The organism is Proteus sp. G4415, assembly GCF_963896075.1.
GTDB lineage: Bacteria > Pseudomonadota > Gammaproteobacteria > Enterobacterales > Enterobacteriaceae > Proteus > Proteus mirabilis.
The window spans coordinates 1-15,936 of sequence record NZ_CAWQOK010000031.1 but is presented as its reverse complement, the minus strand read 5'-3'; the positions used below and the strand labels follow the sequence as shown (position 1 = coordinate 15,936).

Genomic DNA, 15,936 nt, shown 5'->3' with positions numbered 1-15,936 from the left:
CCTCCTTAAAAGACTCACCGGACTACGCTTTTTCCAGTGTACACAAAAGTGGATGGCCATTCTCTCTGGCGTATTGATTCACTTGTGCAACTTTAGTTTCAGCGATATCCGCACTATAGACACCACACACTCCCTTCCCTTTATGATGAACGTCCAACATAATTTGTGTGGCTTTTTCTTCGTTAAGAAAAAAATACATTGTTAATACTTCTACAACAAAATCCATGGGGGTGTAATCATCATTATTCAAGATCACCTTATACATCGCAGGTGGCTCATTTAACTGAGAGACCTTCTCCCCTAGTGTAGTTTCTGTTAAAAAATCAAACTGACCCATTGTTATGTGTTACTCATTGGTTTGTTAAACGTCACGACTCACTATGACATTCAGTTTACCATCTCATAGGAAAGTCTGCCTATCAACGGTTTTTTATTAACTCTTTTTCTACCAAAATAAATAACAAAGCGTTAGCTACATCAAAGTTTCACCTACTCGGAACATTTTCTTGCTCATCTCCCCCTTGACGATTGAAACAATTAATTAGAGTATGTTTTATGAACAGCTCAGTAAATATACTGAAAGTAATGTTAAGTAAATAAAGACAAGTATATGAGAGAAGCTAAGTATGGAGACAGGTACAGTTAAGTGGTTTAACAACGCTAAGGGTTTTGGTTTCATTACCCCTGCCGCAGGTGGCGAAGATATTTTTGCCCATTATTCATCAATAAGAATGGAAGGCTACCGCACACTGAAAGCGGGTCAGAAAGTTAATTATAGCACAATAAAAGGACCTAAAGGGGATCATGCTGATCTTATCATTCCTATTATCGAATAATGGTTAAGTAAGTATGATGTGGATAATATTTTATCCGCTCTCGCCCCTTATTTCGTCCATTTTCACACTTTAAACAGAAAATGACGCTCACATTATCATACCAATAAAAGCCCTTATCTTTGAAAGATAGGGCTTTTGATCTTTTATAGACTACCGCTATTTTACTCTCTCGCTAAGGCATCAATAGGGTTCATTTTGGCCGCATTTCTCGCCGGTAAAAAACCAAAAATAACCCCAATTGCTGTAGAGCAAGCAAAAGCACTTATCAGTGCCGTGGGCTGGAACACAAAATGCCAATTGGGTAGCATCATGCTGGCAAACATAGCAATCGCAAATGAGAGGCTAATACCTAATAATCCTCCCACCAAACACACCAGTACTGACTCAATTAAAAATTGTTGCATAACATCGCTGGCTCGTGCGCCTACCGCCATACGAATACCAATTTCTCGGGTTCTTTCTGTAACAGAAACCAACATGATATTCATCACGCCGATCCCCCCTACCACCAGCGAAATAACCGCCACCAAGGTTAAAAACAGTTGCATAGTTTGCGTGGTTTTTTCAGCCGCTTTAATAAAGCTATCAATGTTATAAGTAAAAATATCTTTTTTACCATGCCGGATCGTTAATAAGCGGAGAATTTGTTGCTCAGCAACACTCGCATCATAGCCCTCTTTTACTTTTACCGTGATGTTATCTAAATAACTACGATTATAAATTCGACTACTTAGCGTACTGTAAGGCACCCAGACACGTAATGACTTATTATCACCAAAAGTGGATTTTTGCTCTGCAACCACCCCTATGATAGTAGAAGGAATATTACGGATAATAATTTGCTCACCAATCACCGCTTGTTTATTCGGGAAAAAACGATGACGAGTATTTTCATCAATAACGACTACTTGCGCTTGGCGATGGATCATATCAGGCGTAAAAGTGCTCCCCTGTGCAAATTTCAACGCATACACTGAAAAATAATCCTCGTTAACACCAGAAACTGTTGCCGGCGCATCTTGATTACCACGACGTAATCGAGAGCTAAAGTAAATCTGTGGTGTCACTGATTGTATATAAGATTGCTGTTTTAACGCATCAACATCTTGAATGGTTAAGGATTGTTTATCTTCTGGTGAATCACTACCAAGCTCCTTACCCGGATAGATATCAATGGTATTGGCGCCAATCGCTTTTATATCTGCTAAGACCCTATCTTTGGCAGCATCACCAATAACAATAATGGTGACAACAGAGGCAATGCCAATAATGATCCCCAACATTGTCAGCAAGGTACGAATTTTATTCACCACCATTGCTCGCCAAGCCATGTTTAATGCCTGCGTAAAACGTCCAATGACTTGATGAAAATAAGAGGCGGTTTGGATCGCAGGTGGTACCTTTTTCACTGGTGCAGAATGGTGATTATTATTATCGCTAATAATTTGACCATCTTTAATTTCAATAATACGATCGGCTTGTTGGGCAATTAATGGATCGTGAGTGACAATAATCACCGTATGCCCTTGTTGATTTAATTGCTTTAAGATAGCCATTACCTCTTTACCCGATTGGCTATCTAATGCCCCCGTTGGCTCATCGGCGAGGATCACTTCTCCGCCATTCATTAATGCGCGGGCAATACTGACTCTTTGCTGTTGACCTCCGGAAAGCTGACTTGGCCGATAGTGAATACGCTCTGCTAAACCAAGGCGAGTTAATAGCGCACGGGCGCGCTCTTTTCTTTGCTCTGTACTTTTACCTGCATATATGGCGGGGATCTCCACATTTTGCTCAGCAGTTAAATGCGCCATCAAATGGTAGCGTTGAAAAATAAAGCCAAAATGTTCACGACGTAGCGCAGCCAGTTGGTCACTTTCCATATCTGCCACACATTGCCCAGCCACTTTATATTCACCGCTGCTTGGCTTATCTAGGCAACCTAATATGTTCATTAGCGTTGATTTCCCAGAGCCTGATGCACCAATAATCGCGACCATTTCCCCAGCATTAATCGTCAGTGAAATCTGATCTAGTACCACCGTGTCTTCTTCACCATTGGTATATAAACGGCTTACGTTGTTGAGCTCTAGTAATGCAGACATTATGACTCTCCTGCAATCTCACCGAGGATCACGTCATCATTTTCATTTAATCCACTAATGACTTCTGCATAAACATCTGTACGAATACCGATTTTAACTACGCGTTTTTCAGGCTGCCCATTGACGAGAACCTCTACTTGATATTCATTTATGCCCACATCCTCCCCTAATGCTGATAATGGCACTAAGAGAATATCTTTTTTATGCTCAAGGAGAATTTTAACTTGTGCTGTCATTTGTAAACGCAACAAATGTTGTTCATTGGGGACTTCAAAACGTGCATAGTAAAAAATCGCATCATTGATTTTTTCAGGTGTGGGTAAAATATCTTTTAACTTACCATTGAAGGCTTTATCTGGTGCTCCTAATACAGTAAAAGAGGCTTTGAGATCAGGTTTTAAATAGATAACATCTGCCTCAGAAACTTCGGCTTTTACTAACATGGTATCTAAATCAGCTAATGTTAATATGGTTGGTGCTTCTTGAGCTGCAATGACTGTCTGCCCTTCAAGGGTTTTGATAAAAGTGACCACACCATCCATCGGCGCAGTAATACGGGTATATTGCAAATTAGTTCTTGCGGTATCCAGTGTTGCCTGATTTTTTCTAATTTGTGCTTCATAAGTCGCCACTCGGGCTTTTTTGACTTCAACGTCTGTTTTAGTGCGATCAAGCTCTTCTTGGGCTATAACATGTGTGCCAATCAGCTTTAATTGACGTTGATAAGTCAATTGCGCCAAACGTAATTCGGCTTTAGCTTGCTGTAAATTAGCCATCAGTTCATTATTAGTTTCTTGAGATTCCGCGACCTCATTTTGTGCTTTTTTCGGATCAATAATCGCCAGCAGATCGCCTTTTTTTACTACATCCCCTTCTTTTACATATAAAGTTTGTAGCTGACCACTCACCTGCGCACCAACATCGACTTTACGTACCGCATCTAATTTGCCCGTTGCTGTGACTTCTTTGGAAAGCTCCCCACGAGTAATTTTTTGTGTTTGATAACTAGGTAAATGCTCTTTCGGCCAGAAAAAAAATAAGCCTATGGCAATAAAAATCAAAATAGCAGCTATAATCTTCCCTTGCTTTTTAGTTAGGAAAAAAGCCATGAAATATCCTTCTTATACAATAAGAGTGAAATAAAAAATAAAGTCCTGTTGGTAATAACCTAAAATCACCCTTAACTTTTTCGATAATAAAAACACAATGAGATATCTATGCCCCTATAAATAGAAGCATAGAAAAATGACTTAATTGGCTTTTCCTCTCGCAAGCCATGCTACCCGAGAAAACATCACCTTTAATAAAGTAGGAATAGCATCAATACCTCGTTGTGCAGCATTATTAGCAACCGTTAAGGCAAGATCAGGCTTTGATGAACGTTGTATCGCTTTTATGATCACACGTCTTACTGGCCATTTTTCATTATCAGGAACACCCGCAACCTCATGATAGACATTGCGAAAACCTTCTTTATATAAATAGTGTTCCATATCTAATGCTGGCAACCGTGTTAATCGGTCACGCTCCGCATCATTTCTTTTTGCGGCAAATTCTTTAACGGTGGCGGCGTATTTTTTACCCGCCTCATCGCCATCAACCAACGTATGCCATTCTATACCCATATAGGTAGCATACTTTAACAGTGGCTTAAGTCCGCACTGCGCAAACTCAATGACTTTGATCCCTTCAGATTCAAAGAAGTAGTTACATTGTCTGGCTAATTCGTTCATTAGCCAGATTTCCGTTTCCCCTTCGACCAATAACCAACAACGAGCAAAGAGTGCAGAAGGTCGGTTATAACGAATATGAAAAGAGATACGACGCTCTTCTTCTGCATGAAGTTGTTTGTCGCCAAGTCGATAAGCGGCAACTTTATCTGTATCACGTACTAATCGACAAACACTTTGTAGTGGCGCTAAGGAGAGTAACTCCCCTGAATTGGTTGTCGTAATGCGTTGCAAAGAAAAGAGATTTAATAATCCCCATGCCACAGAAAGCATAATAGGGTGTAAGCGAGTTTCAGGGTTTTCTACAATCACTATCGGTCTTGCGTAAGGATCAAGTTCGACACTGCCTCGTGACTGTAGAATAGAAGAGAACATACCTAAAATAATTAAGCGAATATTGCGCTGATTAGGTTTCGCTAAAATCTTATTAATATTTTCTAGTGCATGCCATCCTCGAATATGTGGCTCACTGACTTTGCGATGTTTCAAATGAGATTTAAACAGTAGCGCACCGTGATCAGCAAAATAGTGTCCTAATAACTGTTGCATTGCATCTAACCCTTCACGTAAATCTTCATCTGATAAATTGTCTGGGTTATTAATTAATGCTTTCGTTAATTCACTCATCTTATTATTAAATGCTTCACGATGAGGCTCATTATGAGAGTCAATAACTTCTGTTGTTAAATTAGGTATAAAACGCGCATCCTGTAAGCGCAATACTGGATAAAGGCGCACAATTTCAGCAATAATCGCTTTGGTCTGTCCATTCGCTAAACGGATCTGTTTACCTTCTTTATCCAGAAAATAACGAAAGGTTTTGACATTTTGCTGCTCATCTAATTCTGCACTAATACGGTAATAAATATGCTTACGAGCGTCCCCATTAGCTATCCATACGGGTGCTAATTTACGAAAACGATACGAGCGATGACGACCAGGACGTGATTCGGTAAAAGTCAGAATAATTTGTAGGTTTTTTTTACTGTTTTCTGGCTCATTAGGTAAACGATGAAAATCTTCTGCTGTAAAAGCATATTGATAAGTTTCGATCCCCAAACTCAAGGTTAACGCATCAAGTAATGAAGTTTTACCCCATGCATTTTCGCCAACCAAAACCGTATTCATATCAAGGGGGAGAGAAAGGCGATTAAGCCCCCGAAATCCTGCTATTTCCACTCTTTCTAAATACATAAATTCCCTCTCAGGTCGCAACTCAGTTGTTATGGTTCATCTATTGCATCTCTATCAACTTTATACGCTTTCTGATAATAATTTTACTTAATGACTTATTTTTATTAAAACACAGTTCCTCAGGAGCGTAATAAAATTTACTCAACTATTCGACACATAACTAATTAGCTCATTTTTCAAACAATTAAGGCTATATTAATCAGATCGTGCTAGGCTCTTCTTCTGTAATAAAAATTTTCAACTTATCGCGGTTTCTATATCCACATAACTATTAGCAAATGTTATAATGCAATTCGCGTTATTAGTTTATTTTATAATTTTGACAACACTCAGTAAGGAATAGAAATGCTATCAGGGTTATTGATTATCCTATTGCCCCTGTTTATAGGGTATTTGATTAAGTTAAACAATCGCCCTTTGCTTCAATTGGCTAACCGTTTACTTAGTGCAATGGTCTATGTGATCCTCTTTTTAATGGGGGTTAGCTTAGCCATGTTAGATAATATTGGTGAAAATTTATTTTCTATCCTTGCCTATGCCAGTGTCTTCTTTATCTGTACTTTTGGTGCCAATCTGCTGTTTTTATGGTTGCTGGATAAAAAAGATCCCTGGCATGTCCCTGCACATAAACAAGCCAAGCCCCCTTCACGTATCAAAATGGTACTCGAATCACTACAACTTTGTGGTGTAGTGGTAGTAGGTTTTTTTGTCGGTTTAACCGGATGGTCAATTTTTGGTTATGCATCTCAAGCCAGCCAAGGCGCACTTATCTTTTTATTATGGCTTGTTGGTCTACAATTACGTAATAGTGGCATGAGTCCAAAGCAGATCTTAATTAATCGTCGCGGTACTACCATTGCAATAGTGATGGCAATAAGTGCCCTTGCAGGTGGTGCATTAGCGGCTTATTTACTCGGATTACCCACAAAAATGGGATTAGCGATAGCCTCTGGTTATGGTTGGTATTCTTTATCGGGGATCGTATTAACCGATGCGTTTGGCCCGGTAATTGGTAGTACCGCTTTCTTTAATGACTTAATGCGTGAATTAGCCGCCATCATGCTAATTCCCATTATTGTTAATCGTTATAGAAATACGGCATTAGGTATTTGTGGTTCAACTTCTATGGACTTTACGCTACCTGTATTACAACGCAGCGGAGGGGTTGCCATAGTTCCTGCTGCAATTGTGCATGGCTTCGTATTAAGTTTGGTCACACCAATCTTAATGGCGTTCTTTACTTCATAGAAAATTTTGTAACAATAGTATTATTACGTCTTTTCTTACAGTGGGTTAACGATGAATCAACAGCGTGTATTGGTATTAGGTGCCAGTGGACATATTGGACAAAATCTTATTCCTGCCTTAATAGCACAAGGCCATCAAGTCACCGCCGGAGCTCGTAGAGTCGATTGGATGATGTCGCAAGGGTGGCAAAATACACGCTGTGTATTTGTTGATTTACACGATCCCAAAACATTACGAGATGTCATCCGTAATACGGATATTGTGTATTACCTTGTGCACAGTATGGGAGATGCCCATAACCTTATCGAACAAGAGCGCCAAGCGGCATTGAACGTCGTCGATGCTTTAGAAGAGAGTGACGTTAAACAAATTATTTTTTTAAGTGCGCTCCAACATAAAGATCAACCCTACTCTCCCCATCTTGTTGCCCGCAAGCTCACGGGAGAAGTGCTTAGAACCAGCTCTATTCCTGTGACGGAAATCCGCACCTCTATGATTGTCGGCCCCGGTTCGGCAGCTTTTGAGATCATGCGAGATATGGTATATAACTTACCGATATTAACCCCGCCACGTTGGGTGCGTTCAAAATCATCCCCTATTGCGTTAAAAAATTTAATTTACTATTTAACAGAAATTATTCATCACCCAACCCATCAACACCGCATTTTTGATGCCGGTGGCCCTGAATATATTAGCTATCAAACACTTTTTGAGCGCTTTATTAACATCTCCGGCAAAAAACGATTACTGATCCCTTTACCTATCCCCGCCAGTATTATTTCTGCTGGGTTTATTAGCCTAATAACTTCAGTACCCACTTCAATCGCCAAGGAGCTTATCCAAGGGCTTAAATACGATCTTCCCGCTAAAGATGCCTCTTTACGCAAGCTGATCCCACAAAAGTTAATTTCTTTTGATGACGCAGTCAGAGAAACACTCGCAGATGAAGAAGCGGCTTTAGATGATCAAGATTGGGGTTACTCTCCTGAAGTACGTAACCGTTGGAAACCCGGCTATGGCTATTATCCCAAAAATGCCGGATGTACAGTGTCAACACCAGCGAGTGCGGCGGCACTTTGGCATGTCGTTCAGCAAATTGGTGGTGAACAAGGTTATTTTTATGGTAATGCATTATGGAAAACACGTGCTTTATTAGATGATCTTGTTGGCAACAAAGTCACTTATGGGCGCCCTCAGCGTGAAACGCTAGCGCTAGGTGATATGATTGATGGTTGGCGGGTAATAAAGTTAGAGCCTGAAAAACAACTGACTTTACTCTTCGGTATGAAAGCCCCCGGTTTGGGACGCCTCTCTTTTACTATTCACGATAGTGGTAATCTACGCTCATTAGATGTCCGTGCTTGGTGGCATCCTGCTGGTTTTAGTGGTTTACTCTATTGGTTTGCCATGATGCCAGCCCATTTATTTATTTTTAAAGGTATGGCTCAAACCATCTCAACTTGCGCCTATAGATTGGATAAAAATTCACCTGAAAAGCCCGAGCAATCGTCCTAATATCCATTTTTAAGTAAAAAAAGCAATTTTTTATGCACTATTAGTTGCATAATTATTCTCATCGTTTTATCATTTGAAACAGTTAATGACTATTCAAAAAAAACGCATGAGTATTCAATTAAAAAATATAAATTGTTTCTACGGTTCGCACCAAGCACTCTATGATATTAATCTAGAATGTTCTGCTGGTGAAACAATGGTTCTGTTAGGACCAAGTGGTGCGGGTAAGAGCTCTCTAATGCGAGTTCTAAACTTATTAGAAATGCCTCGTTCTGGTGAATTAGACATTGCTGGTCTACATTTTGATTTTGGCCAGCAACCGAATGCGAAAGCGATTCGTACATTACGCCAAAATGTTGGCATGGTTTTTCAGCAATATAATTTATGGCCACACTTAACGGTTCTTGATAATTTAATTGAAGCACCTTGTCGTGTATTAGGCTTGGCAAAACCGCAAGCTAAAGAAAAAGCGATGAAATTACTTGAGCGTTTACGTTTAAGTGATTATGCACAACGTTTTCCACTGCATTTATCCGGTGGACAACAGCAACGTGTTGCCATTGCAAGAGCATTAATGATGGAGCCTCAGGTACTGTTATTTGATGAACCAACGGCAGCACTTGATCCAGAAATTACGGCTCAAGTTGTTGATATCATAAAAGAGCTTTCTGAAACAGGGATCACACAAGTTATTGTGACCCATGAAGTTGAAATTGCGCGCAAAGCCGCAAGCAAAGTTGTATATATGGAAAACGGCCGTATTATAGAGCAAGGTGATAATCATCATTTCACTGCCCCTCAAACGGAAGCTTTTGCTAATTACTTGTCACACTAAATCGGGATCTGACAATGAAAAAAATATTATTTGCAGCACTTCTGACCAGTATTACACTTTCTGCAACAGCGGCTGATAAAGAGACTATTCGTTTTGCTACTGAGGCAACTTATCCTCCATTTGAAATGATTGATGCAAACAATCAAATCGTTGGTTTTGATGTAGATTTAGCAAATGCCATGTGTGAAAAAATTAATGCTGAATGTACTTTTACCAATCAATCATTTGATAGCTTAATTCCTAGCTTAAAATTCCGTCGTTTTGACGCATTAATGGCGGGGATTGATATTACGCCTGAGCGTCAAAAACAGGTAGATTTTACTGATTCTTACTATGACAACTCAGCGGTCTTTATCACCGTTACAGGTAAAATTTCCGATGTTGCAAGTTTAAAAGGCAAGCAAATTGGTGTCCAAAATGGAACAACCCATCAGAAATTCATCAATGAACAACATAAAGAGATGAAAACGGTGCCTTATGACAGTTACCAAAATGCCGTGTTAGACCTAAAAAATGGTCGTATCGAGGCTATCTTTGGTGATACCGCTGTGGTTAATGAATGGCTGAAAAAGAATCCTGAATTAGGTATTGTTGGTGATAAGGTCACTGATCCTAACTATTTTGGTACAGGCCTTGCTATTGCAGTAAGAAAAGGTAATGCTGATTTACAAGATAAATTAAACAAAGCATTATCTGAAGTAAAAGCCGATGGCACCTATGATGTCATTTATAAAAAATGGTTTGAATAATTATAGTTAATAACAACAATAGCTTAATAAATGAATGAAATAACAACGCTAGCAGGTGCGACCGTGACTACGGTCACACTTGCTATTTCTGCTCTTATTATCGGATTAGTTCTAGCCATGCTGTTTACTGCGTGGGAATCCGCAAAGTGGAAAGCCTTTGCTTTTCTAGGAACTTGCTGGGTAACACTAATTAGAGGACTGCCAGAAATGCTGGTGGTTCTTTTTGTCTATTATGGCACCTTACAAGGTGTCATGATGCTCATGGATGGTATTGAATTAGGTCCTTTCACCTTACAATTTGACTTTGGTGATACTGAATCTTTACCTTTCTATTGTGGTGTTATCGCCCTTTCACTTCTGTATGCGTCTTACGCTTCACAAACTTTACGTGGTGCATTAAAAGCCGTGCCAACCGGACAGTGGGAAGCAGGACAGGCATTGGGTATGGGAAAAATCACCATTTTTTTCCGCTTTATCATGCCCCAAATGTGGCGTCACGCGTTACCCGGACTCGGTAATCAGTGGTTAGTGCTCTTAAAAGATACCGCTTTAGTCTCATTAATTAGCGTTAATGATTTAATGCTACAAACCCAGAGTATTGCCAATCGTACTCAAGAGCCTTTTACTTGGTATAGCATTGTGGCACTTATCTATTTAGCCATTACATTAGTCAGCCAATATATTCTGAAATGGTTAGAGATGAGAACGACCCGATTTGAACGGAGTGCCTCATAATGTGGGATTATATTGTTGATATTTTACCAGGCTTACCGACCAGTTTATCACTGACTTTTGTTGCGCTCTTAGTCGCCTTTACGTTATCGGTATTAATGACTTTTATTTTGGCATTAAAAGTCCCTGTTATTTCACCTATCGTAAAAGTCTATATTACATTGTTTACTGGCACACCTTTGTTGGTACAATTTTTCTTAATCTATTATGGACCAGGACAATTCCCCTCATTAAAAGAATATCCTCTGTTGTGGGAATTATTATCCACACCTTGGTTTTGCGCCATGGTGACATTAGCATTAAATAGTGCGGCTTATTCAACACTCCTTTTCCACGGTGCAGTCAGGGCGATACCTGCTGGACAATGGCAATCCTGCCAAGCTTTAGGTATGTCGCCATTACAAACAGCGAATGTCATCTTACCTTATGCTTTCAAACGCGCCCTTTCTTCTTATTCCAATGAAGTGGTGCTGATTTTCAAGAGTACTTCTCTTGCTAGCACTATCACTTTACTTGAGCTAACCGGTTATAGCCGACAAGTCTTTGGGCAAAATTATGATGTGATGGTATTTGTTGCTGCAGGCATTATTTATTTAGCTATCAATGGAATACTGACACTGTTAATGAGATTAATTGAGAAGAAAGCCTTAGCTTTTGAACATCGTGATTAGTGCAACTTTAATCATTACACCACGTTTTTTGCTTTAAAATTAACCCCCAAAGTTGAACAACCGCTTTGGGGGTTATTAAGTTGTGCTGTTAAAATTATCAAGCGTTAACGACAATAATATGTTATTGCGATTAAATGAGCGTTTAACTTTGTTGTAAAACCAAGAGCGTCAACACTTCATAATGAGCAGTATGAGGGAACATATCAAACAGTTGTACTCTATCGATACGATAATGAGAAAGTTGTTGTATATCTTTTGCCATCGTTTGAGCATTACAACTGGAATAGAGGATAAAACGAGGCTTCATACTATTTAAATAGTCGCATAACGTTTCGCCAATACCTCGTCGTGGCGGATTAACCAGTACTAATTCAGGAACAGACTCTTTTGCTAAAGCAAAACCAGTAGAGTCCAGCGCTTGAAATTCTACATGCTCTAACCCTAATTCATTGGCGGATAAACGTGCACATTCAATCGCTTCTGGACTAATCTCAATGCCTGTTAATTCCGTGTTTTTTTGTGCGCAATGTAAGCCAAACCCCCCTGAGCCACAAAAGAGATCCCATAACCGGTTTATCTGCAACTCTTTGACCCAATGCCCTGCCGTTGCATACAGTGACGCGGCAACATCGGGATTGGTTTGAAAAAAACCTTTCGGGCGAATATGTAACGGAATCTCATTAAAATATTCATCTAAAAAGGTTTTTTCTGTTAATACAATTTCTTGCTCACCTTCCAATATCGCCATATGGACAGGTTGGATATTCACCGAAATAACGGCTAATTGGGGTAATTGAGCCTGTAACCATGGTAATGCTTGGCGAAGTTGCGCCAGTTTTTTTTCTGAGCGCAACACAAAACGTAGCATCATGCTGTGATTGTGGCGACTTTCTGTTAATAAAATAAACTTTAGCTCGCCTCGACGACGTTCCACGTTATAAGGCACTAATCCTGCTTTGGCAATAAAGGTTTTTAATATTGGGAAAACCGGTTCAAAGGAAGCGGGATAGAGTGGGCATTGGCATAAATCAACACCTTCCCCCTCTGGTTTACGTAACCCTAAAATCGGTTTTTCGACACTACCACTTACCACCATTTTCGCTTTATTACGAAATTGAACTTGTTGGCTTTCTACCGGCGCTAATTGAGTAAACGCGTAGTTTTTGGGCAATAGATCTAATAGATTATGTTGTTTTTGATTAATTTGTTCGGAATAAGCAAGAGAAAGCCACTCACAAGAGTGGCAATCACCCGCACTGGAGCGTGCGCATTGCATAAGATTTTGTGACCGTTATAGATAGTAATTAATGTACAGTATATGAAGAGTCTGTTGATGATGATGTTATGTCTAGATCTTCATCTTCTTCATTTTCTTGTCTTTCGCCATACAGAAAATCATTATTAAAGATCTCACTGATCACTTCTGCTGACTGCTCTTCAGCCTTATGTAAAAACAGATCGAACTGATTAAATGATAGTCCCACAGCAATAGGTAAAGATTGGCTCAAAACTAATTTCGGTAAGTTTTCATCGCTAATTTCTAGGAACGTCTTAATAAATAGGGAACTTGCATTAATTTGACTAAGATTTGCCATAACAGGCACTATCGCTGATGGTTTTAATTCAGCAATAGCGGTAAAAACAAGCACATCATCAAGCACATCAATTTTAGCATCAAAAATACCATTGATATATTGAAGATGAGGTAAATGTAACGCCTGACAAGAGTCACATTCATAGAAAGCAATCTGTAATTCATCCAGCCAAGATTTCAGCTGATCCAGATCGATAGTAACAACAGCGTCCATTAAATAACCTTTACGCGCTAAAAATAAGAGTGCTTTTCTGCATTGACGTTATTTTGCCACTTTTTTTCACCAGAAGGCAGTAATAAATAGAAAAACGCCACAAATAAAGTCAAGTGACAAAGAGGCTAAGTCACCTAGCCTCTTTCACTCATCATGATATAAAACTGTATTTATTTTTCGTTATGTGGCTTTTTCTTTTTATTTTCAGTTGCCTTAGTATCAATACCTAAGAAGGTTAAACGATAGATCGCTCGCCAAACGATATGTATTGCAGGTGGGATCATACAAAGCACCCCTAAAACAACCAAGGTCAATTGCCCTGTATAGGTTGTTAACCATTCCGGTGAAGTCATATATTGATTAATATATAAGTAAGCGATAACCAATAGCACAATACCAATTAGTTCAATAATAATAATTGGCTTTGGCATATCTGATAGTGTTTTCATATCCCGTTTAGAGGGCTTTTCCATGTTGTCTCCGTTCATCGCCTTGCACTCGTCCTATATCATCATTCAGCAAATTGATATAATTTATTACACTAAAAGGCAATAACTGTTTTTGTTTATTCGAATAAAAAGGCATAGTATTCACAAATAAAGACTATTATGCCTGAATTTATTTCCTCAATAAGGAGTGTCGTATGTTTGTTGTAATTTTTGGTCGTCCTGGTTGCCCATATTGTGTCCGAGCTAAACAACTTGCTGAAACCTTGTCTGAAAAACGTGATGACTTTGATTTCCGCTATGTGGATATTCAAGCTGAAGGTATTACCAAAGCAGACTTATCAAAAACCGTCGGTAAACCTGTTGAAACTGTGCCACAAATTTTTATTGATGAAAAACACATTGGTGGCTGCACAGATTTTGAAGCTTATGCGAAAGAGCATTTAGGCATCTATAACTAATTTTTAAAACGCTAAAACACTTTATTTATCAATGTGTTTTAGCGTTTTCATTCTTTTTTACCTACTACTTTCTCCGTTGTTTTTTCCCTTTTCAGACCACTTACTAAAAATATTTCTAATTTTTTTCATTAATTGGCGAACTTTCTTTTTAACTCGTAGTCTGAATTAGTGCCACTGCTTTTCTTTGATGTCCCCAAATATTGAGGAGCCCGATAGTTTCAACCCCTTTTGGTGAAATAACTGTCGGGTTTTTTATTGCCTAAAATTCAGTAACACTCTCCTTGTAATGTCACCACAATACGTCGACGCCCACCGTGATTTCTATGCTCACCTAAATAAATCCCCTGCCATGTACCTAAATTTAATTCCCCTTGGCAAATAGGCACCGACACACTCTGACCAAGTAAACTACTTTTAAGATGGGCTGGCATATCATCACTGCCTTCATAAGTGTGAAGATAATAAGCTTCATGCTCTTTCACACAGCGATTAAAGAAACTTTCAAAATCACTGCGTACAGTCGGATCGGCGTTTTCATTAATGGTTAATGACGCAGAAGTATGTTGAATAAAAAAATGAGCAATACCTATTTTGTATTGTCTGAGTTCGGGTAATTCTTGCAACAGTGCCTGTGTGATTAAATGAAATCCTCTCGGTTTTGCTTGAAGTAAAATCTCTTTTTGAAACCACATTGATTAATACCTTTAAACATATGGGTGATAGATAAAAAAGTGCAATTACTCAAGGGTAAAGTGTTTTTTTAGTTAATTCAGTCAGTCAGCGAAAAAAACTGACAATTCTTGAAAAAAAGCACAATTAAATAAGAAAATTACTCTTTACCCTGCGCACAGCCTCATTTAACCTTGTGGGATTGACTGATTATGTACCATAAACATTGCCTATCAGCACGATATATATGGAGCTTACTTTGCTGGAACAACTCAATTTAGCCGTATTTTCATTGATGAATGCAACCCCTTCGGCCTCCCCTTTAGAGATTAATGTCGCGATCTTTATTGCTAAATACTTGGTTTACTTGTTCCCTCTGTCTTTAGCTTTCTATTGGCTATGGGGAAATGAAAAGCATATTGATCAGCAAAGGACTTTAGCTTGTAAGGCTGGGGTCGCTCTGATTATTGCCCTCTCTATCTCTTGGTTTATCGGTATGATAGCTCCCCATGATCGCCCTTTTGCAGCCAATATCGGTTATAACTTCCTTGATCATGAGGCAACGCCTTCCTTCCCTAGTAATCATGGTACTTTCGTGTTTACTACCGCACTGGCTTATCTTTTTTGGCATAACAGTAAACGCATTGGCATGCTGATGCTGATTTTAGGTCTTGCGATTGCTTGGGCTCGTATTTATCTTGGCGTCCATTGGCCAATAGATATGGTTGGTGCATTTATTGTTGCTCTCCTCTCTTGTGCATTAAGCCAAATACTTTGGTCACAAGGCGGGAAAAAGTTACAAAAAGCTATCCACCAGCTCTATCAACTCTGCTTTGCATATCCTATTCGCAAAGGTTGGACAAAAGCTTAATCCTATTAGGATAAGAAACAACCGCAAAAGGCCACAGTATTAATGTGGTCTTTTTTATTGTCTTTT

17 protein-coding genes are annotated in these 15,936 nt (G+C 39.2%); 9 read left to right on the top strand and 8 right to left on the bottom strand.

The window, feature by feature from the left end:
* Nucleotides 1-22: 22 nt before the first annotated feature.
* Entirely contained in the window at nucleotides 23-337 is a 315-nt protein-coding gene (gene clpS, locus AACU95_RS02620; protein ID WP_004244558.1) for an ATP-dependent Clp protease adapter ClpS, read from the bottom strand.
* 289 nt (nucleotides 338-626) lie between these two features.
* On the opposite strand from clpS, the gene cspD reads away from it, so the two are divergent.
* Complete coding sequence (cspD, locus tag AACU95_RS02615; RefSeq protein WP_004244557.1) at nucleotides 627-836, top strand: cold shock domain-containing protein CspD; 210 nt, start codon at nucleotides 627-629, stop codon at nucleotides 834-836.
* A 161-nt stretch (nucleotides 837-997) separates the two neighbouring features.
* Here cspD and macB read toward each other — a convergent pair whose 3' ends face one another.
* The 3 genes from macB to AACU95_RS02600 all read right to left on the bottom strand — a co-directional run bounded on the left by macB (nucleotide 998) and on the right by AACU95_RS02600 (nucleotide 5,865).
* The gene (gene macB, locus AACU95_RS02610; RefSeq protein ID WP_017628445.1) at nucleotides 998-2,941 is read right to left on the bottom strand and encodes a macrolide ABC transporter ATP-binding protein/permease MacB; all 1,944 of its coding nucleotides are present in this window, start codon (nucleotides 2,939-2,941) and stop codon (nucleotides 998-1,000) included.
* Nucleotides 2,941-4,050 (bottom strand): macrolide transporter subunit MacA, encoded by a 1,110-nt coding sequence (gene macA / locus AACU95_RS02605; protein WP_004247613.1) that lies wholly within the window; start codon nucleotides 4,048-4,050, stop codon nucleotides 2,941-2,943. The genes macB and macA overlap by 1 nt, the downstream gene beginning before the upstream one ends.
* A gap of 141 nt (nucleotides 4,051-4,191) precedes the next feature.
* Complete coding sequence (locus AACU95_RS02600; protein WP_004244554.1) at nucleotides 4,192-5,865, bottom strand: ATP-dependent nuclease; 1,674 nt, start codon at nucleotides 5,863-5,865, stop codon at nucleotides 4,192-4,194.
* A gap of 345 nt (nucleotides 5,866-6,210) precedes the next feature.
* Between AACU95_RS02600 and AACU95_RS02595 the strand changes: the two genes are divergently transcribed.
* The 6 genes from AACU95_RS02595 (at nucleotide 6,211) to artM (ending at nucleotide 11,615) form a co-directional block, all read left to right on the top strand.
* Nucleotides 6,211-7,113, top strand: coding sequence for a lysine exporter LysO family protein (locus AACU95_RS02595; RefSeq protein ID WP_004244553.1), 903 nt, complete (start codon nucleotides 6,211-6,213; stop codon nucleotides 7,111-7,113).
* Between the two features lie 51 nt (nucleotides 7,114-7,164).
* Nucleotides 7,165-8,628 carry a DUF2867 domain-containing protein gene (locus AACU95_RS02590; protein WP_161737165.1) on the top strand — a complete coding sequence of 488 codons (1,464 nt, stop codon included), beginning with the start codon at nucleotides 7,165-7,167 and terminating at the stop codon, nucleotides 8,626-8,628.
* A 106-nt stretch (nucleotides 8,629-8,734) separates the two neighbouring features.
* A complete protein-coding gene (gene artP, locus AACU95_RS02585; RefSeq protein WP_012367698.1) occupies nucleotides 8,735-9,463 on the top strand; it encodes an arginine ABC transporter ATP-binding protein ArtP in 729 nt (242 codons plus the stop codon).
* A 14-nt stretch (nucleotides 9,464-9,477) separates the two neighbouring features.
* Nucleotides 9,478-10,212, top strand: a complete 735-nt coding sequence (artJ, locus tag AACU95_RS02580) for an arginine ABC transporter substrate-binding protein (RefSeq protein ID WP_004244550.1) — start codon at nucleotides 9,478-9,480, stop codon at nucleotides 10,210-10,212.
* 30 nt (nucleotides 10,213-10,242) lie between these two features.
* The gene (artQ, locus tag AACU95_RS02575) at nucleotides 10,243-10,947 is read left to right on the top strand and encodes an arginine ABC transporter permease ArtQ (protein WP_004244549.1); all 705 of its coding nucleotides are present in this window, start codon (nucleotides 10,243-10,245) and stop codon (nucleotides 10,945-10,947) included.
* Nucleotides 10,947-11,615 carry an arginine ABC transporter permease ArtM gene (artM, locus tag AACU95_RS02570; protein ID WP_004244548.1) on the top strand — a complete coding sequence of 223 codons (669 nt, stop codon included), beginning with the start codon at nucleotides 10,947-10,949 and terminating at the stop codon, nucleotides 11,613-11,615. The genes artQ and artM overlap by 1 nt, the downstream gene beginning before the upstream one ends.
* Before the next feature lie 142 nt (nucleotides 11,616-11,757).
* Here the strand turns inward: artM and rlmC are convergent, their stop codons facing one another.
* The 3 genes from rlmC to AACU95_RS02555 all read right to left on the bottom strand — a co-directional run bounded on the left by rlmC (nucleotide 11,758) and on the right by AACU95_RS02555 (nucleotide 13,896).
* On the bottom strand, nucleotides 11,758-12,891 hold the full coding sequence (gene rlmC / locus AACU95_RS02565; RefSeq protein WP_036920017.1) for a 23S rRNA (uracil(747)-C(5))-methyltransferase RlmC: 1,134 nt from the start codon (nucleotides 12,889-12,891) through the stop codon (nucleotides 11,758-11,760).
* 28 nt (nucleotides 12,892-12,919) lie between these two features.
* Nucleotides 12,920-13,423: a YbjN domain-containing protein gene (locus tag AACU95_RS02560; RefSeq protein WP_004244546.1), complete on the bottom strand. Its 504-nt coding sequence runs from the start codon at nucleotides 13,421-13,423 to the stop codon at nucleotides 12,920-12,922.
* A 170-nt stretch (nucleotides 13,424-13,593) separates the two neighbouring features.
* Nucleotides 13,594-13,896, bottom strand: coding sequence for a YbjC family protein (locus AACU95_RS02555; protein WP_004247610.1), 303 nt, complete (start codon nucleotides 13,894-13,896; stop codon nucleotides 13,594-13,596).
* Between the two features lie 170 nt (nucleotides 13,897-14,066).
* On the opposite strand from AACU95_RS02555, the gene AACU95_RS02550 reads away from it, so the two are divergent.
* Complete coding sequence (locus AACU95_RS02550) at nucleotides 14,067-14,330, top strand: GrxA family glutaredoxin (RefSeq protein ID WP_004244541.1); 264 nt, start codon at nucleotides 14,067-14,069, stop codon at nucleotides 14,328-14,330.
* A gap of 266 nt (nucleotides 14,331-14,596) precedes the next feature.
* On the opposite strand, the gene AACU95_RS02545 is transcribed toward AACU95_RS02550, so the two are convergent.
* Complete coding sequence (locus AACU95_RS02545) at nucleotides 14,597-15,022, bottom strand: secondary thiamine-phosphate synthase enzyme YjbQ (RefSeq protein WP_004252055.1); 426 nt, start codon at nucleotides 15,020-15,022, stop codon at nucleotides 14,597-14,599.
* A gap of 236 nt (nucleotides 15,023-15,258) precedes the next feature.
* Here AACU95_RS02545 and ybjG point away from each other — a divergent pair, with 236 nt between their 5' ends.
* Complete coding sequence (ybjG, locus tag AACU95_RS02540) at nucleotides 15,259-15,870, top strand: undecaprenyl-diphosphate phosphatase (protein WP_141192418.1); 612 nt, start codon at nucleotides 15,259-15,261, stop codon at nucleotides 15,868-15,870.
* Nucleotides 15,871-15,936 lie beyond the last annotated feature (66 nt).